Origin of the sequence: Halomonas sp. DN3 (genome assembly GCF_024137905.1) — a bacterium.
Lineage (GTDB): Bacteria > Pseudomonadota > Gammaproteobacteria > Pseudomonadales > Halomonadaceae > Halomonas > Halomonas litopenaei.
In genome coordinates this window covers 1,676,667-1,700,305 of the sequence record NZ_CP099965.1, presented here as the reverse complement: position 1 = coordinate 1,700,305, position 23,639 = coordinate 1,676,667, and the positions used below count along the sequence as shown (strand labels likewise).

The following is a 23,639-nucleotide window of genomic DNA, read 5'->3' as shown; positions in this document are numbered from 1 at the left end:
CGAACCGAGCGGCAAACGCGCCTTTCACCGGACCAGCCTGTGCATCGGCGGCGGTGAAGCCACCGCCGTGGCGGTGGAACTGATCGACTGAGGCCGAGAGCTGATCGACTGACGTCGAGACCTGGTTAGCCAACGTCGTAGTCTGAAAGGCAGGCGCGATGCTTGCCTTCCACGCCGATAAGCGGTCAGCATGGCCGGGGGCGCTCACAGGCGCTCCCGGCCATTTTTTTTGACCTCAGGTCTGGATCCACAACAGGACTCACGCATGGAGCGCTCTCGTCTGGCCCTGCCGCTGATCGTGCTGGCTCAGTGGTGCGGTACATCGCTGTGGTTCAGCATCAACGGCGTTGCCGCCTCGCTGGGAAGCGACCTCGGCATTCGCGAGGCCGAAATCGGTCACCTGACGCTGGCAGTGCAACTCGGCTTTATCGTCGGCACCCTGACGATCGCCGCCAGCGGACTCGCCGATCGCTACCGTGCCAGTCGCATCTTTCTAAGCGCAAGCCTGGCAGGCGCTCTGGTCAATCTCGCCTTTATCACGGTTGCCGAGCACCACGCCCTCGCCCTGCTGCTGCGCTTCGCCACCGGGCTCTGCCTGGCCGGCATTTACCCGTTGGGCATGAAGCTGGTGATCGGCTGGACCCCGCGTCACACCGGGGCCGCACTAGCCTGGCTGGTGGGCATGCTGACACTCGGCACGGCCATGCCCCATCTGCTGCGCGGCGCCACCCTGGACCTCCCCTGGGCCTGGACCCTGATCCTGTCCTCGGCCCTGGCGGTGGCCGGCGGTATCGCCGTGGCGCTATTGGGCGACGGCCCGCACCTGCCAGCAAACGCGTCTCGCGCCAGGCTGAAGGATGGTCTTGCCGCCTTTCGTGATCGCCACTTTCTCAGCGTCGCCGGCGGCTACTTCGGCCACTGCTGGGAACTCTACGCCTTCTGGCTGCTGGTGCCCTTCCTGGTCGACCGTGAGGTCACGCGCCTTCAGGCGCCAGCCGACTGGGCGCCCTGGCTGAGCTTTTCGGTCATCGCCGTGGGGGCACTGGGCTGCATCCTGGCCGGCGCCCTCAGCCGACGCCACGGCAGCGCCAGCGCCGCCAACCTGGCGCTCGCCACCTCCGGCGCCCTGTGCCTGATCTACCCCTGGCTTGGTCAGGCCAGCCCCCTGCTGCTGCTGGCCCTGCTGTACCTCTGGGGCTTCAGCGTCATCGCCGACTCGGCCCAGTTCTCGTCACTGGCCTCGGCCACCGCCCCCAGGGCACACATCGGCGCGACCCTGGCGGTGATGAACGCCATCGGCTTCACCCTTACCCTGCCCGGCATCTGGCTCGGTGCCAGCCTGTGGCAGGAGCACGAACTGAGCGTGCTGTGGCTACTGTTGCCCGGACCGGTGCTGGGACTGTGGTCGATGCGTGGTGTCGCCGCCTACGTCCGCCGCCAGCCTGCCAGTTCCTGACACCAGCCCCCTGACACCAGTCCCCTGCACCTGACCCTGACCCTGACCCTGACACCAATCCTGACACCAGAGCGGACCACCACGGCTACTGGCCCCGGTTCACAGATAGTAAAAAGGGAGGCCCGAAGGCCTCCCTTTGCTACCGCGGTGAACGCTACCACGCACGCCTCTCGGCCTAGCCGTAACGACCGGTGATGTAGTCCTCGGCCTTCTTGGTATGCGGGGTCGAGAACATGGTCTTGGTGTCGTTGTACTCGATGACCTCTCCCAGGTGGAAGAACGCCGTGTAGTCGGCGACACGAGCCGCCTGCTGCATATTGTGCGTCACGGTGATGATGGTGTACTGCTGCTTGAGCTTGTCCATCAGGTCTTCGATGGTGGCGGTGGAGATCGGGTCCAGCGCCGAGGTCGGCTCATCCATCAGGATCACGTCCGGCTGGACCGCGATGGCACGGGCGATGCACAGACGCTGCTGCTGGCCACCGGACAGCGAGGTGCCGGGCTGGTGCAGCTTGTCCTTGACCTCTTCCCACAGGCCGGCATCACGCAGGGCGCGCTCGACCAGCTCGTCCTGATCGGCCTTGCGGCTGACCAGGTCATGCATCTTCGGGGCATAGACGATGTTGTCGTAGATCGACTTGGGGAAGGGGTTCGGCTTCTGGAACACCATGCCGACCCGACGCCGCAGCGCGACCTCGTCCATCTTGGGCTCGTAGACGTCGCGGCCGTCCATCTCGATCAGGCCCTTGACGCGTACGCTCGGGATCAGATCGTTCATGCGATTCAGGCAACGCAGGAAGGTCGACTTGCCGCAACCGGACGGGCCGATCAAGGCGGTCACGTTCTTCTGGTACAGATCCATGTCGATCGACTTCAGCGCGTGGAAGTCTCCGTACCACAGATTCAGGTCGTTCACTCGAATGCTCAACTCGTGGTTGGCATCCTCGTTGCGAGTGACCGGCTGGCCGGGCTGGTCCTGCTTCATCACGCTTTCTCCGCGCTGGGCAACTTTCATGTTCATGGCAACGTATCCTGTTTGGGGGCCGGTTTACCAGCGCCGCTCGAATTTCTTGCGCAGCACCACCGCGGTGGCGTTGAGCGTGATAAGGATCGACAGCAGCACCAGAATGCCGCCCGACGTCTTCTCGATGAAGGCCCGGTCAGGCTCGCCCGCCCAGGTGAATATCTGTGCCGGCAGCACGGTGGCCGCCTCGGTAAAGGAGTTGGTCACATCGGGGATGAAGGCCACCATGCCGACGATGATCAACGGAGCGGTCTCGCCCATGGCCTGAGCCAGGCCGATGATCGAACCGGTCATGATACCCGGCAGCGCCACCGGCAGGACGTGATCGCGCACCATCTGCCAGCGTGAGCAGCCGACGCCGAAGGCGGCATGACGGATGGAGTCCGGCACGCTGCGAAGCGCGGTCCGGGTGGCGATGATGATCACCGGCAGGGTCATCAGCGCCAGGGTCAGGCCACCGACCACCGGGGAAGAGCGCGGCACACCAAAGAAGTTGATGAAGATCGCCAGGCCCAGCAGACCGAACAGGATCGAGGGAATCGCCGCCAGGTTGTTGATGTTGATCTCGATCAACTGGGTAAAGCGGTTGTCCGGCGCGAACTCCTCCAGGTAGACCGCCGTCATCACGCCGATGGGAAAGGCTACCGCCAGGGTCACCAGCAGGGTCAGCACGGTGCCCATGGCCGCCGAAGCGATACCAGCGAGCTCGGGCATCTTGGAGTCACCGCTGGAGAAGAAGGTCGAGTTGAAACGCAGCTCGGCCCGCCCATCCTCTTTCAGCCGATCGACCACCGCCATTTCCTTGTTGCTGAGCTTGGCGTGGTGGCCCTTCAAGTACTGGTCCACCTGGCCGTCGGCCAGCACCCACTCCATGCGGGAGGTGCCGAGCAGGTCCGGGTTGTCTTCCATGCGACCCGGAATCAGGCGCAGATAGCCGCGACTGACCAGCGGGCGGACGTCTTCCTGAACCGCCGCCAGGGGGATCTGGCTGGCCTGCTCGGAGTAGTCCACCTCGACCTGGATCTGGGCCTGCTGGAAGGCCGGCAGCCCCTTGACCAGCATGTCGGCAAAGAACAGCACCAGGAACAGGCCGGCAAGACCGAGCGCTCCCATGGACGCCCACTTCAGTCGGGCCGACCTGCGGTGGCGAGCGCGGAGCTGAGCGCTGATGTCATCGAAGGATTGTCTCATTGGCTTTGGCTCCACGGCTTACAGGTTGTTGACGCGATACTTTTCGCGGAAGCGACGGATCATGATCACCGACACCAGATTCAGGCTCAGGGTCACCACGAACAGCATCAGTCCAAGTGCGAACGCCGACAGCGTCTCGGCACTGGCGAATTCCTGGTCACCGGTCAGCGCGGCGACGATGCGCACGGTCACGGTGGTCATGTCTTCCAGCGGATTGAAGGTCAGGTTGGGGCGCATGCCTGCCGCCATCACCACGATCATGGTCTCGCCCAGCGCCCGGGACACCGCCAGCAGCGAGGCCGAGATGATGCCCGGCAGGGCTGCCGGCACCACGATGTCGCGAATCATCTCGCCCTTGGTCAGGCCCAGCGCCAGCGAACCTTCGCGCATGCTGTTGGGCACCGAGTTGATGACGTCATCGGACAGCGAGGAGATGAACGGAATGATCATGATGCCCATGACGATGCCCGGGGCCAGGGCGTTGTTGAACGAGGCCTCGAGACCGAAGAACCCGGCCACGGCAACGATGATCGGCGCCACCGTGATGGCGGCGAAGAAGCCGTAGACCACGGTCGGAATGCCGGCCAGCACCTCGAGCACCGGCTTGGCGATGGTACGCACCTTGGGCGGCGCGAACTCGGCCATGTAGATGGCCGCCAGCAGACCGATCGGAATCGCCACCAGCATGGCGATGAAGGTGATCATGAAGGTACCGGCGAACAGCGGCACCGAACCGAACTTGGCGGCACTGGCCCCTTCCTCGGCGCGACCGGCGGCCTCGAGGAAGCTGGCACCCGGGTTCCAGGTGGTGCCGGTGATAAAGTCCCAGAAGCTCTGCATCTGGAAGAAACGGATCGCCTCGAAGACGATGGACAGCAGGATCCCCAGGGTGGTGAAGATGGAGATCAGGGCCGCGCCGGCGAGAAAGAAGCGGATGACCCGCTCGATCGCCTGACGCGCGTGGAAGTCGGGACGCACCATCGCCACGCCCAGCACCAGGCCGATGCAGGCGATAACCAGGCAACTGGCCAGCAGCAGCAGCGGCGGAATCTCGGCACCCACGAGCAGCATGATGAAGCTACCCACGGCACCGACCACCAGCGCCGGACCCGCCGTGGACATGACGGTGAACCAGCCGTACTGATCAGGCTGAGCGTACATGGAGGTGCCGGAGGCTCGGACTCTGGCGGCCTTGCCGCGGGCCAGGAAGAAGGCGATCAGACCGAGCAGAAGCAGCGAGCCGCTGAACATCGCCAGGAGTTGATTGGTCTGCATGGGTGTCTCTCGGGGTTCTATGCTCAAGCAAGCATGGGCTTGCCGGAACGTGTACCGGCCGACACCCGTTGCAGGATGCCGGCCGGCGTGATCAGGACCGTGTCCCTTACTTCAGGTCGGCCAGCTCGAGGGTCTCGTGGTTCTCGACGGCACTACGAGCCTCGGCGCGCTCGTCTTCCGGCGCCGGGATCAGGCCGATGCCCTTGAGGTAGCCGAGGTCACCGACCATCTGCTCGCTCATGAACATGTTGGCGTACTCGTACATGGCCGGCACGTCTTCGGCGTGCTGGTTCTTCACGTAGAAGAACATGGAGCGAGACACCGGGTACTCACCGCTGCCGATGGCGTCCGGAGTCGGCTCGACGCCGTCGATGCTGGAGCCGATCAGGGTGTCGGAGTTCTCTTCCAGGAAGGAGTAGCCGAAGATGCCGAAGGCATCGGTGTTCTCGGCCAGGCGCTGAACGATCAGGTTGTCGTTCTCGCCGGCGTCGATGAAGGCACCGTCGGCGCGCACGTCGGTGTAACCTTCACCGCCGTAGGCCTCCATGTCCTCGGAAACGGCTTCCATCACAAGCTCCGCGAAGGCATCACGGGTACCGGAGGTGGTGGGCGGCCCATAGACGGCGATCTCGCGATCCGGCAGCGAGGAATCGATGTCGCTCCACTTGGTGTAGGGGTTGTCGACCAGCTCACCATCGACCGGCACCTTGGCGGCCAGCGCCAGGAAGATCTGCTCGCGGGTGACGTCCATCGCCTCGTTGTCGCCGGACTGGGCGAAGGCGATGCCGTCATAGCCGATGAAGGCTTCGGTGATGTCGGTCACACCGTTGGCTTCACAGGTCTCGAACTCGGAAGTCTTCATGCGACGCGAGGCGTTGGTGATGTCCGGGGTATCGTCACCCAGACCGGAGCAGAACAGCTTCATGCCGCCACCGGAACCGGTGGACTCGATGACCGGCGTCGGGAAGTCGGTGGTGGCACCGAACTCTTCGGCCACGTAGCTCGAGAACGGGTAGACGGTGCTGGAACCAACGATACGGACTTGATCGCGGGCTTGAGCGACACCCACCACGCCCATGACGGCGGCGGCGATAGCGGTGGTCTTGAGGATGCGGTTCATGGAGAAAGCTCCTGATGATGAGATGGTCAACCTTCGCGAAACACACAATGCCGCAGAAAAATGACAGCTTCATGACAGCACACTCCGGTTGACGCCTTCCCGATACCTCTTACGCTTCCCCCCTTCCCCTCCTCCTGCCCGGCCATGTCATGACGGCGTCACGGCCCTGTCACCGCGACCCCGGTCATTGCCACGCTTTTACAGCCGACGGCAACCTGAGCGGACACAAAAGAAGGTGCCGCAAAAAAAGGCCGCCCGGCTTTGCGCCGGACGGCCAATCTGGTGTCGCTTCGATAGCGACAACATGAAACAACCGGGTCAGCTGATCAATAGCCCCAATGCCGCCGCGGCGCACAGGGTCAAGGACGCCGCCTGCAACAGTCGCCGAGGCAACTTCGGCGCCAGCACCGCCCCCAGGGCGTGGCCCGCCACCACCATGGGCATGAAACTGAGGCTCACGCCCAACAGCCACAGCGGCACCCTGCCCACGGCGGCCAGGCTCGCCAGGGTCATCAACGACGAGATAAGAAAGAACGCCGCCAGGTTGCCCCGCAGGCGGTCCATCGGCATGCCGTGCATCAGCAGCACGATGGGCGGTCCGCCGATCGCCGCCACGGCACCGAACACTCCCGACAGAAAACCAGCACCAAACAGTGACGAGCGGTTGACCGGCAGACGCAGCTTGAACAGCGTCACCACCACCGCAAACAGCACGATGCTGGCGATCATCACCTCCAGCGTCGCCATGGGTGCCACCAGCAACAGCCAGACCCCGAGCAGGGTTCCCGGCACCTTGCCCACCAACGCCATGGAGATATCGGTCATGGCGACTTCCCGGCGATAGCGGCGTACCACCAGACAGGACACCAGAAAGCCGTAGACCACCAGCACCACCGGCACCAGGGACGGCGCCTTCAACAGGATCAGTGGCGCCCCCACCACCGCCATGCCGAAGCCGGTGGTACGCTGGACGAAGGTCCCCAACGCCAGTACTGCCCCCACCCACAGCCACGAGCCGAGGGTCAGCTCGCTGAGCACCCACCACTCCCTTGCGCAGTCCTGCACTGCGGCCAGCAACGACGCCATCATGACGCCGCCTCCTCGACCCGAGGCGGACGTCCGGCGAGCACGCGCAGGCCGACGTTGCCGATCAACGCCACCGTGACCATGGCGATCACCATGGGCCAGGCAGAGTCGATTTCAAAGGCGGTGACCAGGGCACCGGACAGTGCTGCACTGCTGAACTGGATACTGCCGAGCAGCGCCGTGGCGGTAGCGCTCATATGACTGAAACGCTCCAGCAGCGACGAAATGGCGTTGGGCGAGATCAGACCCACCACGCCCAGAAACGCCATCACCAGAGGCACCACCGTGAACAGCGAGTCCGTCCCCGTGGCCACTACCACCAGCAGGCCGCCGGCGGCGACCAGCTGAATGGCGAGACCAAGGCGCAGGTTCTGCTGGGGTGTACGCCGACGCAGCAGGCGAATATTGACCCGGTTGGACAGCGCCATCACCACCACATTGGCACCAAAGACGAAGGGATAGGCCGCCGGCGACAGCCCGTAGTGCTGCATGTAGAGAAACGGCGACGAGGTGACGAAGGCAAAGATGCCGGCGAAGGACGCCGCCACCGCCAGGATGTAGCCCATGGCCTGACGGTCGGTCAGCACACTTGCGTAGTTGCGCAGCACCTGACGGGGCGAGGCCACCGGTGCCCCTGCTGGCCGGGTCTCCGGCAGAAAGGCCCCGAGCAGCCACATCAGGAAGGCGGCATAGACCGCCAGGAAGACGAAGATCAGCCACCAGTCGGCCAGGTACAGCAGCAGGCTGCCGACCATCGGCGCCACCAGCGGCGCCAGCATCAGGATCATCGCCATGGTCGACATGACCTTGGCCGCCTCGCGGCCACTGAAACAGTCGCGCACGATGGCTGCGGAATTGACCACGCAGGCGCCGCCGCCCAGCGCCTGGACAAAGCGCCAGACCAGAAGCTCCGTCAACGAATCGACGCTGACGATCACCAGACTGGCGATCAAGAACAGGATCTGTCCGGCCAGCAGCACCGGCTTGCGTCCGATGCGGTCGGAAAGCGGCCCGCAGGTGAGCTGGCCCACGGCAAAGCCGACCATGAACACGCTGAGTGAAAGCTCGGTGTGATGAACACTGGCCCCCACCGACTCGGCCAGCGCCGGCATGGCCGGCAGATAGGCGTCGATGGCGAAGGGGGCAAGGGCGGTATTGGCGGCCACCAGCAGGGCGACACGCCGGGCATTCAGGGACACAGGCGCTCCATGAAGAACAAGGTTTGAAAAATTGTCATCGGGTTGATCGTGACGCCGCTGCGGCTGTTGTCCACATCGACGCCTTGGTACAGTAGGTCCAGCTCACCACCGCCCAACTACGGAGATTGCCACATGGCAGACGATCTGCTGACCCAACTGAAGGCGATGACCACGGTGGTCGCCGACACCGGCGACCTGGACGCCATTCGTCGCTTCCAGCCCACCGACGCCACCACCAACCCGTCGCTGATCCTGCAGGCCGCCAGCCACGCCGATCGTCGCGCCCGCCTGGCCGCCATTGCCAAGGAGGCCAACGACATCGATGACGCCCTCGATGCCGTGGCGGTGGACATCGGCAGCGAGATCAGCGAGCTGGTGCCTGGCTATGTGTCGACCGAGGTCAGCGCACGGCTATCGTTCGATACCGAAGGTACCCTGGCCCGCGCCCATTCACTGATCGAGCGCTATGCCCGCAAGGGCGTCGGCGCCGAGCGCATCCTGATCAAGGTGGCGTCCACCTGGGAAGGCATTCGTGCCGCCAAGACGCTGGAGCGAGAAGGCATCCGCACCAATCTGACGCTGCTGTTCAGCTTCGCCCAGGCCCAGGCCTGCGCCGATGCCGGGGTCACGCTGATCTCGCCCTTCGTCGGCCGCATCCTCGACTGGCACAAGGCCCAGCAGCCGGAGGCCGACTTCAGCGGCGACAACGATCCCGGCGTGCAATCGGTCAAGCGCATCTACGACCACTACAAGGGCCACGGCTACTCGACCATCGTGATGGGCGCGAGCTTCCGCAACACCGACGAGGTCAAGGCGCTGGCCGGCTGCGATCGTCTGACCATCTCGCCTGCACTGCTCGAGGAATTGCACGGTCAGCAAGGCGCTCTCGAACGCCGCCTCGTGCGCAGCGACGCCGAGACCAGCGCACCGGAGCCCCAGACCGAAGACGACTTCCGCTGGGCCATGAACGAAGACGCCATGGCCACCGAAAAACTGGCCGAAGGCATCCGCAAGTTCATGGCCGATCAGCGCAAGCTGGAAACCCTGCTGACCGAACTGCGCCAGGGATGATCACGGGCGCACCCCCGGCAAGCCTGGCTGGGCCTGGCTGCAGATGATCAAGAGGGCGATCCATGGATCGCCCTCTTGCATTATGCGGTTGCCAGCTTGCGGCGATCTGACACCGCTTTCCGCTTTCGGAGTTCGCCATTTTCTACGCCTTCGGCGCCTTCTGCTGAACACGCCTTCGGCGCGTCGACGTCAGGCCCGGCAAGGGCAGGATCAGGCCTTGTGCGAAGCGTCGTTCTGGGCCTCGAGCATCTCGACCAGCGGCTGGAACTGTTCGTGGTTATGCTCGTTCATGCGCATCAGGATACGATGCGCTTCGAGGATGCGCTCCCGCAGCCCCTCTTCATCGGCGGGCACTTCGGGGAGCTCCTCGAAGTCGTCGACCTCGGCGATGGGACGCTCCAGCAAGGTAAAGAAAGCGCCAAAGCCCATCACCTCGAGCATCCGCTTGACGTCGGGATTGTCGGCCACGATGGTCGGCGCCTGCTCGAGCTTGCCGCGCAGCGCCATGGCCACCTTGGCCAGGAAGCCAAGCGCCGTGGAATCGACGTTGCTGGCCTCGCGCAGGTCGATCATCACCGCCTTGAGTCCCGGCGTGTCGGCCAGTTGCTGGGCCTGGAGATCCAGGGTGGCACACAGGGTCAGGCGCACGTCGCCACATAGCTTCAGGACGAACACACCGGCCTCGAATGCCGCCTTCAGTCGACCTTCATGCACTTTCATCGCCAAACCCGCTCACCAACATGATCGTCAAGTCGTCGGGCAGCTCTTCGCGCCCCGAGGTGGGATCCTCCAGCGCTTCTTCATCGCTGGAGAGCGCCCCCAGGGCCAGCCCCCGACGCATCGTATCCAGGGAATCGCTGTCTTCGACCCGCTGCCTGAGATCGTCAAGGCGCGCCTCGAGACTGTCCCCCGGCAAGCACTCCAGCACCCCATCGGAGCAGAGCCAGAGCGAAAAGTCATCGGGCAAGTCACATCCCAGTGCCGGATAACTGACCTCCGGAAACAACCCGACCGGCATGCCCTCTCCCGCCAGCGTGGTGACGCCCTCGTCGGACTTCAATAGCGGCATCGGCAGCTGCGCGCCGAGAGAATAGTGCAGATAGCGCTTCTGCTGGTCGATCACGCCGACGAACAGGGTGGCGTGCTTGCCGATCCCCGTGTCCAGCAGCTCCCGATTCAACTGGGACAGCCAGCGCGGCGGCAATGCCTCGGGTGCTTCACCGTCCCACTCGCCTTGCCAGCGATTGAACAGGTACTTGAGCAGCACCGTCACGAAGGCGGACGAGGCTCCGTGGCCCGACACATCAGCGAAATAGAATAATGTATAGCGCTCATTGTACGCCTGGATATCGAGAAAGTCGCCTGACAGATACAACGAGGGCGCAAGCCAGTAGTCACATCCGATCGCCCCCAGCTGCTGCGGCCTCGGCGGCAGCATGCGACGCTGGATCTGACCGCCGGCCTGCTGGTCGAGCCGGAGCATCGCCAGGTGGGTCTCCAGGCTCTCGTTGAGCTCTTCCAGTCGCGCTCGATCCTCTTCGCGCTCCCGGGCCAGACGATTGACGTCCACCACACGCCGGATCATCCGCCTGAGCAGATGGGCATGGCGCAAGGGGTCGATCACGTAGTCGACAAGGCCCGCGTCAACGGCCTTGAGCAGATCGTCGTCTCGCCGGTCCTCGCTGACCACCAGGGTGGGCCAGCGCTCGGCCAGCACCATCCACTCGCGACTCGGTACCGCCAGCGAATGTGCTACCACCAGCGCCGTGGAGCCGGGAAGCTCATCGGCGCTGGCGGCGGCAAAGACCGCAAGTCCGTCGCGAGCAATCGCGTCCACCAGGGCGTCGCGGTGCTCGCCCGGGTGGTCGATTACCCCGATCAGAGGTTTGGCTGCTTGCATGCAGATGCCACCTTACTCGGCGAAGGCATCTTCGTCGTAGTCAAAGCCATCGTCGATAAAGCTGTCGTCACCAAGCTCACCATCGGTGACCTCGAAACGACGACGCTGTAGCCAGGCGTCACGAATGAAGCTGTAGCGATCACCGCGAATCAGATCCTCCTGATCGAGAAGGCTGGCACGCGCGTCGAGCAGCTCGAGACCGCGTAGCGAGTAGCGCACGGTGTCGTCCTCGACGTAGGTCAGCGGGTAGGTGTACCAGTCGACCGGCAAGGCGCTGGTGTCACGCACTGTGCTGGGGCCGAGGAACGGCAGCACCACGAAGGGCCCCTCGCCCACGCCCCAGGCAGCCAGGGTCTGGCCGAAGTCTTCCTCGTCGGCGATAAAGCCGGCATGGGTCGCCGGATCCAGAAGACCACCCAGACCGAAGGTGGTGTTCATCAAAAAGCGCATGCTCGAGTTGCCCGCATTGGCACCCTTGCCCTGCAACAGGCTGTTGAACACCGTGCGCACTTCGCCGAGGTTGTCGAAGAAGTTGCTGACACCGCGCTCGAGCGGGTCCGGGGTCACGTAGCGATACCCCTGGGCGGCAGGCTTGAGTGCATAGCGATCCAGCACATCGTTGAAGGCGAAGACCCTGCGATTGAAGCCCTCCCAGGGGTCCGCTGGATTGGGCTCGCTGGATACGCCGCTGCTGGCGCAGCCACTTGCCGCCAGGGCGACGGCCATGACCAGGACACCCCTCTGCATGCCCTTGCCCAGGGCACCGCTGTAGTTCGCGTTCATCGTTCGACTGCCTCCCTTGCCTGTCCTTGTCACGATCGTCAATCTATCGGCGCTGTTGTCCGGGGTTGGACTCCGGGTAGCGTCAGCGACGACGCCTCTGCGTACGGCAGTCGTCTGGTTCCGCCGACGAGTCAGCTGTCGGTTCCCCGGAGGGTCGGCCTCAGTCCCTGCGAATCACCACGCAGCCCGCACTGTAGCCCGCGCCGAAGGAACACACCACCCCGGTAGCGCCCGGTTCCAGGTCCTGATGATGTAGATGGAACGCGATGATCGAACCGGCAGAACTTGTATTAGCGTAACGGTCAAGAATAATCGGCGCTTGATCCGGAGCAGGCTCCTGGCCCAGCACCCGTCGTGCGATAAGATCGTTCATGTGTCGATTGGCCTGATGCAGCCATAGCCGCGACAGCGTACCAGGCGCGATATCCAGGCTCTCCAGGTGGTCACGGATCAACTGTGCCACCATCGGGCAGACTTCCTTGAAGACCCTGCGGCCTTCCTGCACGAACAGCTTGTCGGCTGCCTGGGGGTCGGCGTCGGTGACGCGGTTGAGAAAGCCCGCATTGTTGCGAATGGCGTTGGAAAACTGCGTCACCAGTCGGGTCCCGAGCACCTCGAACCGTGTCTCGGCTTTCGCCACCTGGTCGCTTTCCAGCACCAGGGCGGTACAGGCGTCGCCAAAGATGAAGTGGCTGTCGCGGTCGCGGAAGTTCAGGTGTGCCGAACACACCTCGGGGTTGACCACCAAGGCGCGGCGCACGCCGCCGGAGCGGATGGCATTGGCGGCGTTGTCGATGGCGAAGGTGGCCGAGGAACAGGCCACGTTCATGTCGAAGGCGTAGCCCCCGGTGCCCAGCGCACGCTGCAACTCCACCGCCACCGCCGGATAGGGGCGCTCCAGATTCGAGCAGGCCACGATCACCAGGTCGATGTCGGCGGCCTCGACCCCCGCTGCGGCCAGCGCCTCGTGCGAGGCGGCCAGCGCCATCTCGCACTGGATGCCGGGGCTGTCGTTGTCGCGCTCGTCGAGCTTCGGGCGCATGCGCTCAGGATCAAGGATACCCTCGGCATCCAGAACGTAGCGGCTGTGGATACCCGAGGCCTTGACGATGAATTCACTGCTGGAATGGGCCAGGGCGTCACGTTCCCCGGCCTCGATCGCCTCGCGGTGGCGGGCATTCTCGGCATCCACCCAGGCGTTGTACGACGCCACCAGGGCGTCGTTGTCGATGGCGTTGGCCGGGGTATACAGGCCGCTGCCGGTAATAAGCACCTTCGCTGGGGTCATGCCCTTCTCCTTCATGCGGCACCTCGGTGCCGCCGGTCGATCGCGACCGCCCGGGGCGGTCACTCACTTTCGTCATCTTTGGCGCGGGGGCCTTACCCCCGCCCGGTCAATTCCGCCCAGCGTTTCTCCAGGCGCTTCTCCGATACCGGCATGGCGGTACCCAGCTGCTGCGCGAACAGCGATACCCTCAACTCCTCGATCCACCAGCGAAACTCCACCAGCGATGGATCTTCGACGCCGCCTCGGTGCTCGGCCTGTCGACGCGTCTCGAGGCGCGTCTCGAAGTCCTGCACCGTCTGCATCAGCATCTGGTCGCGCATGCGCTCGCGCGGGGCCTTCTCCAGGCGCACCTGGGCGGCCTCCATGTAGCGCGGATAAGCCTCGAGCCAGGCACCGGCGTCGGTCACGAAGCCCGGGTACACCAGCCGCTGCATCTGTGCCTTGAGGTCACTGTATACCAGCGCCAGCGACAGGCTCAGGTTACCCTTCAACGCCTTTGTCACCGCCAGGTGGCCCTCCAGTGCCGGCTTGAGCACCGCCACCAGCTTGTCGGCATGGGGAACGATATCCTGGCGAACCGCCTGAATGCGTTGTTCCAGGGCCTCGGCACTGCGCGGCAGCGGGTCCACCGCCACGACCTGCCGGAAGACGGCTGTCACCACATCTTCGGTCAGTGCACGCTTGCTGCCTACCTTGGCGAACAATAGAGCACAGGTCGACAGTCCCTGGGTACGCTCGATGGCCTTCACTTGATCTGGCAGCCGTTCCATCGCCGCCTTGACCACCCCGCGGCGATGCGCTTCATGGGCCTTGGCCGGATGATCGAACAGCTCGAGAGTGAGCCCGCTAGACGAAGGCACCAGCGCCGGGAATGCCTCGACACGAATCCCGGCCTGGGAGGTCACCCGCGATTCCGGCAATGCCTGCTCGGGGAAGCCCGACAGCTCGGACTGGCTCTCCACGCTCTTGGCCAGCGCCCGGGCACCCTGACTGGCGGCAGCCTCGAAACGCCGCTCCAGCGCCCGCAGGTCGCGGCCCTGGCCCAGCACCTTGCCGCTGTGGTCGACCACCTTGAGGTTCATCACCAGATGGGGCTCGAGCTGATCGAGGCGCCAGTCGTCCGGCGACAGGCGCAGCCCGGTCTTGACCCGCAGAAATTCACCGAGCGCCTCGGTCAGGCTGCCGTCCCCGGGCACCAGTGCCTCCAGCGCCGCGTCGACCCAGTCGGGTATCGGCACCACCTGTCGGCGTATCGACTTGGGCAGCGACTTCAACAGGGCGATGCACTTGTCCCGGAGCAATCCCGGCACCAGCCACTCGAGGCGAGACGACGACAGCTGAGACAGCATCGCCGCCGGCACCGTCATGGTCACACCGTCATCCTCGGCCCCCGGCGCGAAGTGATAAGCCAGCGGATAGCGCACACCGTCGATCGACAGCTCGTCAGGATAGGCGTCACCGGTGACGTCATCCGCCTCCCGTGCCAGCAGCGCCTGACGGTCGAACTTGAGAAGCTCAGGGTCACTGCGCTCGGCCTTGCGGCGCCAGGCTTCGAAGCCCTTGCCGTTGACGATATCCTCAGGCAGGCGAGCGTCGTAGAAGTCGAACAGCTGCTCCTCGTCCACCAGAATGTCGCGCCGCCGTGCGCGATCCTCGAGGTCCTCAACCTCGTCGATCAGTGCCCGGTTGTGGGCGAAGAACTCGCCCTTGGTGCGAAACTCGCCTTCCACCAGCGCCCGGCGGATAAACAGCTCACGGCTTTCGACCGGGGCGATGGGGCCATAGTGGAACTTGCGCCGGGCCACGATCGGCAGCCCGAACAGGGTGACCTGTTCGAAGGCCACCACCTGTGCCCGCTTCATCTCCCAATGGGGCTCGCTGTAGCTGCGCTTGACCAGATGGCCCGCCAGAGGCTCGATCCACTGTGGCTCGACCTTGGCCACGCTGCGCGCGAACAGCTTCGAGGTCTCGACCAGCTCCATCGCCATCACCCACTTCGGAGACTTCTTCGAAAGCCCCGATGCCGGATGAATCATGAACTTGCGATTGCGCGCCCCAAGATACTCGCGGTTCTCGGTCAGGATGCCCAGGTGGCTCAGCAGGCCGGTCAACAGCGCCTTGTGCATGGCCACCGTCTGCTGACGCTTTCGCTCCTTGGCCTGACCATCGTCATCTTCACCTTCGGCGGCGATGGCGGGCCTGGCCGACGGCACCTGGATATCCATGTCCTTGAGCAGTTGACGCAACTGGCGGAAGGTATCGTGCCACTCGCGCAGGCGCAGGTAATTCAGGAAATTATCGCGACACCAGCGACGCAGCCGGTTGCCCGAGAGTTCCTCTCGGGCGGCTTCGAAGCCGTGCCACAGATTGAGTAGCGCCACGAAGTCGGAATCCGGATCCTGCCAGCGGCGGTGGGCCTGATCGGCGGCTTCGCGCTTGTCGGAGGGTCGATCACGCGGGTCCTGCACCGCCAGCGCCGAGACCACGATCAGCACCTCGCGCAGGCTCTGCTGCTCGACCCCGGCCAGCACCATGCGGGCCAGGCGCGGATCGATGGGTAGTCGCGCCAGCCGTCGCCCCAATGTCGTCAGGCGGCTGTTGTCGTCGACCGCACCCAGCTCATAGAGCAACTTGAAGCCATCGGTGACAAAGCGCGAGTCAGGTGGATCGACGAAGGGAAAGTCCTGGATGTCGCCCAGCTTCAGCGACAGCATCGACAGGATCACCGAGGCCAGGTTGGTGCGCCGGATCTCCGGATCGGTAAACTCAGGGCGCGCCAGGAAGTCGTCTTCGTCATACAGACGGATGCACACGCCTTCCGCCACCCGACCGCAGCGGCCCTTGCGCTGATTGGCGCTGGCCTGGCTGACCGCCTCCACCGGCAGGCGCTGAATCTTGGCGCGATAGCTGTAGCGACTGATGCGCACCAGCCCCGGGTCGATCACGTAGCGGATACCCGGCACCGTCAGCGAGGTCTCGGCCACGTTGGTGGCGAGCACGATGCGCCGCCCGCTGTGGGGAGCAAACACGCGGTTCTGCTCGGCGTTCGACAGCCTGGCGTAGAGCGGCAGTATCTCTGTGCTCTTGAGATCAGCGCGCCGGAGCACGTCGGCGGTCTCGCGGATCTCACGCTCACCGGGCAAAAACACCAGGATATCGCGGGGACCATGGAACCAGCGCTTTTCACGCTCGATGGTCTCGATTTCCTCCACCGCGTGAAGGATACCCTCGCTGAGGGTGCGGTCTTCCTCGTCATCTTCGTCGCGGATCAGCGGACGATAGCGCACCTCCACCGGGTAGGTACGACCCGAGACCTCCACCACCGGAGCAGGACGCACGACGCCGTCCTGGTCTCGGCTGGCAAAGTGCTGACTGAAGCGCTCCACATCGATGGTGGCGGAGGTGATGATGACCTTGAGATCCGGGCGGCGATCGAGCAGGCGCTTGAGGTAGCCGAGCAGGAAATCGATATTGAGGCTGCGTTCGTGGGCCTCGTCGATGATCAGGGTGTCGTAGCGGCGCAGGTCCGGATCCTGGCGGGTCTCCGCCAGCAGGATGCCGTCGGTCATCAGCTTGACCAGGGTGTCGTCGTTGGTCTGGTCGGTGAAGCGGACCTGATAACCCACCTGCTCGCCCAGCGGCACCTGCAGTTCTTCTGCCAGACGGGTCGCCACCGAGCGCGCCGCCAGGCGCCGCGGCTGGGTGTGGCCGATCAGACCGCGACGGCCAAGCCCCAGCTCCAGACACAGCTTGGGCAGCTGGGTGGTCTTGCCGGAGCCGGTTTCGCCGGCCACCACCACCACCTGATGGGACTCCAGTGCCTTGAGGATATCGGCACGCCGCGCCGCCACCGGGAGCTGCTCGGGATAGTCGAGCGTGACCGGGCGCGCCTGGCGCGAGGCCAGGGTCTGACGGGAGCGCTGCCAGTGGTGCTCGACCTCCTTGAGTCCCCGGTCGATGGGCTTGCCGTCGCGTCGACGACGCTCGAGACCGGCCAGACGCTTGGCCAGCGTCGGGCGATCGCGAAGCATCACCTGTTCCAGTCCTTCGGTCAGAGACTTCAGGCGAGAGGCGTCGTCGGCGTTTTGCTGGGCGGTGGGCGTAGAACTACTCACGTTGGGGTCGAAGGCTCCGGGTGGATCATGGGCGCCGCGTCGCACGGACGCGGGGCGGGAAGGCTCCCGCAACGCAAAGGGCGCTATTGTAACGCCGCAGCCAAGGCAAGGGCCAATCGCCGGCCCCTGCCCTTCCCCGGACCTTGTCGGCGGGCGTCAGCCGTCGGTGCCGGTCCCGGTTTCGGTGCTGCCTTCGTCACGCAACTGGCGCCGGAGCACCTTGCCGACGTTGGTCTTGGGCAGTTCGTCACGAAACTCCACCAGCTTGGGCACCTTGTAGCCGGCCAACTCCTGCTTGCACCAGGCGCGCAGCTCGTCACTGGTCAAGGAGCTGTCCTTGGCCACCACGAACAGCTTGATGACTTCGCCGCTGGTCTCGTCGGGCACCCCGACGGCGCAGGACTCGACCACCTTGGGATGGGCCGCGACCACGTCCTCGATCTCATTGGGATAGACGTTGAAGCCGGACACCAGAATCATGTCCTTCTTGCGATCGACAATACGCACGTAGCCATCGTCCTGGATGACCGCGATGTCACCGGTGTGGAAGAAGCCATCGGCATCGATGACCTTGGCCGTCTCGTCATCGCGGTTCCAGTATCCCTTCATCACCTGGGGGCCGCGCACGCACAGCTCGCCCGGCTCGCCCGGCTCGGGGTCGCCACCGTCAGGGTTGCACAGCTTGAGCTCGGTGCCGGCGACGGGGCGGCCGATGGTGCCCAGCTGGATCGCCTCCACCGGGTTGAAGCTGACGATCGGCGAGGTCTCGGTCAGGCCGTAACCCTCGGCGATGGGGCAGCCCGTCACCTCTTCCCAACGCTTGGCCGCGGCCTTGGTCAGCGCCATGCCGCCGGAGATGGTCAGGTGCAGGTGGGAGAAGTCCAGCGCCTTGAAATCGTCACGATTGCATAGCGCATTGAACAGCGTATTGAGCCCGACGAAGCCGGTGAAACGCGTCTTCGAGAGCTCCTTGATAAAGGTATCGAGGTCCCGCGGATTGGTGATCAGCAGCGAATGGTTGCCGCCTTCCAGCATGAACAGGCAGTTCACCGTAAAGGTATAGATGTGATAGACCGGCAGCGGCGCGACCACCACCTCACTACCCTCGCTCAAGCCACCCCCGATGATCTGCTTGGCCTGCAGCATGTTGGCCACCAGATTGCGGTGGGTCAGCATGGTGCCCTTGGCAAGCCCGGTGGTCCCCCCGGTGTACTGCAGCGCGGCGATATCGTCGAGCTCGCGTTCTACCTCACGGTGCTCGAGGGAGGCGCCTTGCTTGAGCACCTGACGCAACCTGACCGCCTTGGGGATCGAGTAGCGCGGCACCATCTTCTTGACGTACTTGACCACAAAGTTGATCAGCGGTCGTTTGGGGAAGTCGTGCAGATCACCGATCTCGGTGATCACCACATGCTCGATGTCGGTCTTGTCCAGCACCCGCTCGAGCTTGTCTGCCATGTTGGCCAGGATCAGGATCGCCTTGGCGCCGGAATCCTTGAACTGGTGGGTCATCTCGCGCTCGGTGTACAGCGGATTGGTGTTGACCACCACCATGCCGGCGCGAATGGCGCCGAACACCGCCACCGGGAACTGCAGCAGGTTCGGCAACTGGATCGCCACCCGATCACCGGGCTCAAGGTTGGTCTCGTGCTGCAGCCAGGCGGCGAAATCACCGGACAGCCGGTCAAGCTCGGCGTAGGTCAGGGACTTGCCCATGCACGAGAAGGCCACCTTTTCGTCGTAGCGCTTGACGGAGCGGTGGAAGATATCCATCACCGAATGATAGTCATCGAGCCCTTCCAGGGCCTCCCCCCGAACGATCGATGCAGCGGCGTTCTCACTCATGGGCGTTCTCCATTCGGGGGACCAGGTCCCCTCTTATTATCAAATTGTGGTGTCGACACTGGCTACCATAGCCCAGTCCCGCAGCGACTGTAATACGCCTGATTCAAACTTTCGTTTAAAACCCGCTATTCATCGCTTAGATAACGGGCCACGATCTCGCCTTCCCGCCACACCAGCAGCTCACCCGGCTGCATGCGTACCCACTCTTCGTTGTCGGTGAGCGGTTCGGTGGCCAGCACCGAGACCACATCGTCGGGGGTGGTGTGCTCGACAAAGTTGACCACCATCTCGGCGTCCGACAGGTTGGCCTCGCCAAAGGGCGCGCGGCGGGTGATATGGGCGAGCTTGGTGGAACAATAGGTGTACAGGTACTCGCCGTCGGCCAGCAGCAGGTTGAAGACGCCCAGACCTCTGAGCTTCTCGCACAGCTCGTGCAGCGACGACCACAGACCGCGACGATCCTCCGGCGGGTCTGGATAGCGCCGCCGGAGCTCACCCAGCAGGTAGCAGAAGGCGTGCTCGCTGTCGGTGGACCCCACCGGTCGATAGCTGGCGAGGTCCAGCGTCTCCCAGCCGGACAACTGGCCGTTGTGGGCATAGCACCAGGGCTGCCCCCACATCTCGCGCACGAACGGATGGGTATTGGCCAGCTTCACTCCGCCCACATTGGCCTGGCGGATGTGGCTGATGACGATATTCGACTTGATCGGGTATTCGCAGATCAACCGGGCGATTCGCGAGTGCACCGAAGGATGAGGGTCGCGAAATTCGCGATAGCCCCCCTCTTCGTAAAAAGCGATGCCCCAGCCGTCACGGTGGGGGCCGGTGCCGCCCCCACGATGCAGAAAGCCGGTAAAGCTGAAACAGATATCCGTGGGCACATTGGCACTCATGCCCAGAAGCTCACACATGGGTTACCGCCTCTCCGTCTTGGTTTGAGATACCGCCGTCGGCACACCGCACTGTGCCACGAATACCGGACTACCACACCTTTCCACTATCCAGGCAGGCGCATTGTTTACCGCACCCAATACCAGCGCAGGAAAACCAGAGGATGATGGATGGGCCTGTTCAGCGCAGTGATGGTTTAAAGGCGTCCGTCGCGACACCAAATCGCATGGAGAGAGCGCAGATCTGACGCCAGTTCAGGGAGCGCTTTCCTGCGAGGATGGCGGAGACCACCGACTGAGCACCCACTTCAGGTAGCTCGCTCTGGCTGACGCCATGCTCCGCCATCAGGTACCGCAGCACCTCTGTCCCCGAAATATCAGGCATGGGACGATGCGTGGTGTCGTAGGCGTCGATCACGTCGCCCAGTCGTGCGGCCAGCACCGCCAGAGGATGGTCTTCATCGTCCCCGACGACATCAAGCAGTTCATCGAGTGCCTCGACCTTGGCATCATAGTCCGCCTCGTCGACGGGTTCGGAGAGCAAGGGAGCGATGTACGCCCAGTGACGAGCCGCTTCATCAAGCACAGCATTCATGAGTCACTCCTTCCATTTACCCTTGTCGTACTGGTGGTGATCCAGAATGGCTCTGATATAGACACGTCTGGCGCGGTAGTGAACGATCGCGATCAACCTTATCTTGTTTCCGCCGATGTCAAAGACGTGGTGCTTGCCGACCTTGTCGACCGCCGGGAAGATCGCCTTCATCGACGCGAAGTCACCAGGCTCGCTGACCTTCATGAGCCGATACCACACGTCCAGCGCGGTGGCGGCATGGGGCCACCTGATCGCGGCTTCCCGTAGGCGCTTCCTGGTGATGACGTGCATGCTGGCGTTCCCTGTCACTGCACAAAGCAACTATAGCACATTGCTATATCTGGCGATGAACCAGACGCCACCATCACACATGGGGTTCCTCTCTTGTTGACCCGGCCGCCGCCAGGCGAGTGCGCCGGCGACGCCACAACAGCCAGGCGATCACCACCACCGCCAGGATAGCGGCCACCAGCCAGCTGCGCGGATCATGTCGGGCACGCTCGAGGGCGGGCTCAAGACCAGGCCTGCCCTCGCGCCACCACTGCACCAGCCGCTCGGGGCCTTCATTCACCAACGCCACAAACTGGTCGGCCAGCGCCTCGCCAGCCTCCTCCTCGGCCTGTCGCTCACTGGCTTCGGCGAAGCGTTCACCAGAGAGGGTGGGGCCTGCCAGCGCCCGATCCAGGGCCACCTCACCATCGCGATTGATCCACAGCGGCGGCAGGTTCCAGCGGGTCTCGTTGCCGTCGATCGTCGCCACCGCCGAGATCCGCAGCGGACGGCTGACCTCATCCTCCTGGGGCGGAATTTCCAGGCTCCAGCGCCTGGCGTCTGCCGGGGCCACCTCCAGCGACTGGCCCAGCAGATCGGCCTCGAAGCGGGTGTTGTCGTGGCCAAGGCGCGGATGTTCGGCCACCAGCGTCACCCGACGCCCGGATTCGTCCAGTGCCGCGCCGACGGCCGGCAGCACATTGACGGCCTGCACCCGTCGGCGATGGAAGTCCTCGCCCTCGGCGGTGATCACCAGTTCGGCGGCGCCGGTGCCCGACGGCGACGGCAGCCGCCCACGAAACACGCCGTCATCGTTGCCAAGCGCCAGGATCTGCAGGCCGTCCACCGCCTCGCCGGACAGCTCCGCCGTCACCTTGAGCCCCTCGGGCACCGTCACCTCGCCGTCACTTTCGACACGCACCGCCAACGGCACCTCGAAGCCGGAATACAGCGTCGCGGGCAGCGCCTCCGTCACCAGGTGGCGATCGCTGTTGACGGTAATTCGCGAGTCCGCCGCCAGAGGACCTTCGATCCGCCACTCCCCCTGGGCGGGGTCGGGTACGCGGATCAGGTCGAAGCGCGGTTCCCGCTGCCAGCGCACCTCTGCGGGTGCGGCCTCGCGGGTGTAACGGGTGCCGTCCGGCGCCACCAGGGTCACCTCTCCCTGGCCGGGGTCGTGGAAGATCAACGCGGAAAAATCGTCGACGCCGGCATCGACGGTGAAACGGCGGTCCTCAAGCGGCACCTGATCCACCGGGAAGATGCGCTCGACGATATCGAGAAAGGCGCCCAACAGGGCGTCCGGTGTCTCGACCACCGCCGCAAGTCCCCCGGTGCGCTGCGCCAGTCGCTCGACCAGGGCAACGTCGGCGCCTGGCGAAAAGGCGATGGCGTGGATGGCCACCCCCTGGTTGGCCAGGTCCGGCACCATCGCCTCGACCAGGCGTTGGCGAGAGGCAAGGTCCACGTCGGGCTTGGCACCCCGGCCCGGCGACAAGTCGATCACCCCGTCGGTCAGCAACACCAGGTGGCGCCAGCCGTCACCCTCGGCTGCAGCCGCGGTGCGCAGCGCCGCCTCGATATCGGTATGCTGCTGATACTGTTCCAGCGCCGGCGGCAGCGCCAAGGCCCGCTCGCGCCACTGGGCGTCGACCTGCCCCAGAGGCAACGGATTGTCGATCGACTCGCCGAAGGTCCAGATGCCGGCGCTGACGCCACTCGGCAACAGCGCCACCAGCATGTCCAGCGCACTGCCTGCCAGGCGATTGGGGTCATTGGTCTTCATGCTGCCGGACACGTCCACCACGACGCGAACGTCCGGTGGCTCATCCGAGCCCGCTTGCCCAGTCACCGACTGGGCAAGCGCCGTCAGCGGCGACAGGCACAACGCCACGATTGTCGCCATCATTACCCCTTTCCCGCAGCGTTGCTGGCCCCGCTTGGCCATGTGTCCTCCTTGGAACTCGCCCGGAATCTCCAGGCCGTGGGCGGTGGACGTCTTTTACATCCCCCTTCGACGTGTTCATCGATGGTCCACCGTTCACGGTGGCCAGAGCGACGTCGCCAGCCGTTTCTAGCCGAGCACCGGCTCCTGACGCTCCCGCCCTTCTTCACGCGACGTCCCATGAGCCTCTGCGTCCTGGTCACGCGCCGCTGCAGCGGCCTCGGCCTTGCGCAGACGGCGACGACGGCCACTCCACCACAGTGCCAGTCCGAACAGCGCACCGATCGCCGCGCCGACGATGACGCGCGTGGCCGCCGGCACCAGCACGCCATTGTTGCCGTCCATGAAGGCGACCGCTGCCACCATGATGGCCGGCGCCTGACCGCTGTAGACCTGGCCTTCCTCGATCAACGGCAGTTCGAACATCGACGGCATCCACATCACGCCGGCCACTGCCCAGGTCAGCACCAGGCGTGGCAGGCGCGGTAAAAAAGCCAGTCCAAGGTAGCCAGCCAACAGTACGACCAGCGACAATGCGCCATAGATCAACCACAGCGTGGACATGGAATCCGAAATCAACATTGCA

General features: G+C 64.4%; 19 protein-coding genes. 2 read left to right on the top strand and 17 right to left on the bottom strand.

What is annotated here, in order from left to right; translation table 11 throughout:
* Nucleotides 1-265 precede the first annotated feature (265 nt).
* A complete protein-coding gene (locus NKF27_RS07505; RefSeq protein WP_253555937.1) occupies nucleotides 266-1,456 on the top strand; it encodes a nitrate/nitrite transporter in 1,191 nt (396 codons plus the stop codon).
* A gap of 175 nt (nucleotides 1,457-1,631) precedes the next feature.
* Here the strand turns inward: NKF27_RS07505 and pstB are convergent, their stop codons facing one another.
* From pstB to NKF27_RS07475, 6 genes are all read right to left on the bottom strand, one after another.
* Nucleotides 1,632-2,441, bottom strand: coding sequence for a phosphate ABC transporter ATP-binding protein PstB (pstB, locus tag NKF27_RS07500; protein WP_045993272.1), 810 nt, complete (start codon nucleotides 2,439-2,441; stop codon nucleotides 1,632-1,634).
* Nucleotides 2,442-2,504: 63 nt separating this feature from the next.
* Nucleotides 2,505-3,671: a phosphate ABC transporter permease PstA gene (gene pstA / locus NKF27_RS07495; RefSeq protein WP_108132632.1), complete on the bottom strand. Its 1,167-nt coding sequence runs from the start codon at nucleotides 3,669-3,671 to the stop codon at nucleotides 2,505-2,507.
* 18 nt (nucleotides 3,672-3,689) lie between these two features.
* Nucleotides 3,690-4,946 (bottom strand): phosphate ABC transporter permease subunit PstC, encoded by a 1,257-nt coding sequence (gene pstC, locus NKF27_RS07490; RefSeq protein ID WP_108132631.1) that lies wholly within the window; start codon nucleotides 4,944-4,946, stop codon nucleotides 3,690-3,692.
* A 106-nt stretch (nucleotides 4,947-5,052) separates the two neighbouring features.
* Complete coding sequence (locus NKF27_RS07485) at nucleotides 5,053-6,066, bottom strand: substrate-binding domain-containing protein (protein WP_108132630.1); 1,014 nt, start codon at nucleotides 6,064-6,066, stop codon at nucleotides 5,053-5,055.
* A gap of 318 nt (nucleotides 6,067-6,384) precedes the next feature.
* The gene (locus tag NKF27_RS07480; RefSeq protein WP_308812435.1) at nucleotides 6,385-7,155 is read right to left on the bottom strand and encodes a sulfite exporter TauE/SafE family protein; all 771 of its coding nucleotides are present in this window, start codon (nucleotides 7,153-7,155) and stop codon (nucleotides 6,385-6,387) included.
* A complete protein-coding gene (locus NKF27_RS07475) occupies nucleotides 7,152-8,351 on the bottom strand; it encodes a Bcr/CflA family multidrug efflux MFS transporter (RefSeq protein WP_045993229.1) in 1,200 nt (399 codons plus the stop codon). Before NKF27_RS07475 ends, NKF27_RS07480 begins: the two co-directional genes overlap by 4 nt.
* Before the next feature lie 132 nt (nucleotides 8,352-8,483).
* Between NKF27_RS07475 and tal the strand changes: the two genes are divergently transcribed.
* A complete protein-coding gene (tal, locus tag NKF27_RS07470) occupies nucleotides 8,484-9,422 on the top strand; it encodes a transaldolase (RefSeq protein WP_045993228.1) in 939 nt (312 codons plus the stop codon).
* Between the two features lie 210 nt (nucleotides 9,423-9,632).
* Here the strand turns inward: tal and NKF27_RS07465 are convergent, their stop codons facing one another.
* From NKF27_RS07465 to NKF27_RS07415, 11 genes are all read right to left on the bottom strand, one after another.
* Nucleotides 9,633-10,142 carry an STAS domain-containing protein gene (locus NKF27_RS07465; RefSeq protein ID WP_045993227.1) on the bottom strand — a complete coding sequence of 170 codons (510 nt, stop codon included), beginning with the start codon at nucleotides 10,140-10,142 and terminating at the stop codon, nucleotides 9,633-9,635.
* Nucleotides 10,129-11,322, bottom strand: coding sequence for a PP2C family protein-serine/threonine phosphatase (locus tag NKF27_RS07460; RefSeq protein WP_045993226.1), 1,194 nt, complete (start codon nucleotides 11,320-11,322; stop codon nucleotides 10,129-10,131). Before NKF27_RS07460 ends, NKF27_RS07465 begins: the two co-directional genes overlap by 14 nt.
* A 12-nt stretch (nucleotides 11,323-11,334) precedes the next feature.
* A complete protein-coding gene (locus NKF27_RS07455) occupies nucleotides 11,335-12,105 on the bottom strand; it encodes a VacJ family lipoprotein (protein ID WP_045993225.1) in 771 nt (256 codons plus the stop codon).
* A gap of 160 nt (nucleotides 12,106-12,265) precedes the next feature.
* Entirely contained in the window at nucleotides 12,266-13,393 is a 1,128-nt protein-coding gene (locus NKF27_RS07450; RefSeq protein ID WP_253555936.1) for a beta-ketoacyl-ACP synthase III, read from the bottom strand.
* Between the two features lie 92 nt (nucleotides 13,394-13,485).
* Nucleotides 13,486-17,508, bottom strand: coding sequence for an ATP-dependent RNA helicase HrpA (hrpA, locus tag NKF27_RS07445; protein ID WP_253555934.1), 4,023 nt, complete (start codon nucleotides 17,506-17,508; stop codon nucleotides 13,486-13,488).
* Nucleotides 17,509-17,664: 156 nt separating this feature from the next.
* Nucleotides 17,665-19,353, bottom strand: coding sequence for an AMP-binding protein (locus NKF27_RS07440; RefSeq protein ID WP_222516940.1), 1,689 nt, complete (start codon nucleotides 19,351-19,353; stop codon nucleotides 17,665-17,667).
* A gap of 125 nt (nucleotides 19,354-19,478) precedes the next feature.
* Nucleotides 19,479-20,264, bottom strand: coding sequence for a class II glutamine amidotransferase (locus NKF27_RS07435; RefSeq protein WP_253555933.1), 786 nt, complete (start codon nucleotides 20,262-20,264; stop codon nucleotides 19,479-19,481).
* 160 nt (nucleotides 20,265-20,424) lie between these two features.
* Nucleotides 20,425-20,838 (bottom strand): type II toxin-antitoxin system HigA family antitoxin, encoded by a 414-nt coding sequence (locus tag NKF27_RS07430; protein WP_253555932.1) that lies wholly within the window; start codon nucleotides 20,836-20,838, stop codon nucleotides 20,425-20,427.
* Nucleotides 20,839-20,841: 3 nt separating this feature from the next.
* Nucleotides 20,842-21,129, bottom strand: a complete 288-nt coding sequence (locus tag NKF27_RS07425) for a type II toxin-antitoxin system HigB family toxin (RefSeq protein ID WP_213228726.1) — start codon at nucleotides 21,127-21,129, stop codon at nucleotides 20,842-20,844.
* 73 nt (nucleotides 21,130-21,202) lie between these two features.
* Nucleotides 21,203-23,017, bottom strand: coding sequence for a vWA domain-containing protein (locus NKF27_RS07420; RefSeq protein ID WP_253555931.1), 1,815 nt, complete (start codon nucleotides 23,015-23,017; stop codon nucleotides 21,203-21,205).
* A 165-nt stretch (nucleotides 23,018-23,182) separates the two neighbouring features.
* Nucleotides 23,183-23,635, bottom strand: a complete 453-nt coding sequence (locus tag NKF27_RS07415; protein ID WP_045993220.1) for a hypothetical protein — start codon at nucleotides 23,633-23,635, stop codon at nucleotides 23,183-23,185.
* Between the last annotated feature and the right edge of the window lie 4 nt (nucleotides 23,636-23,639).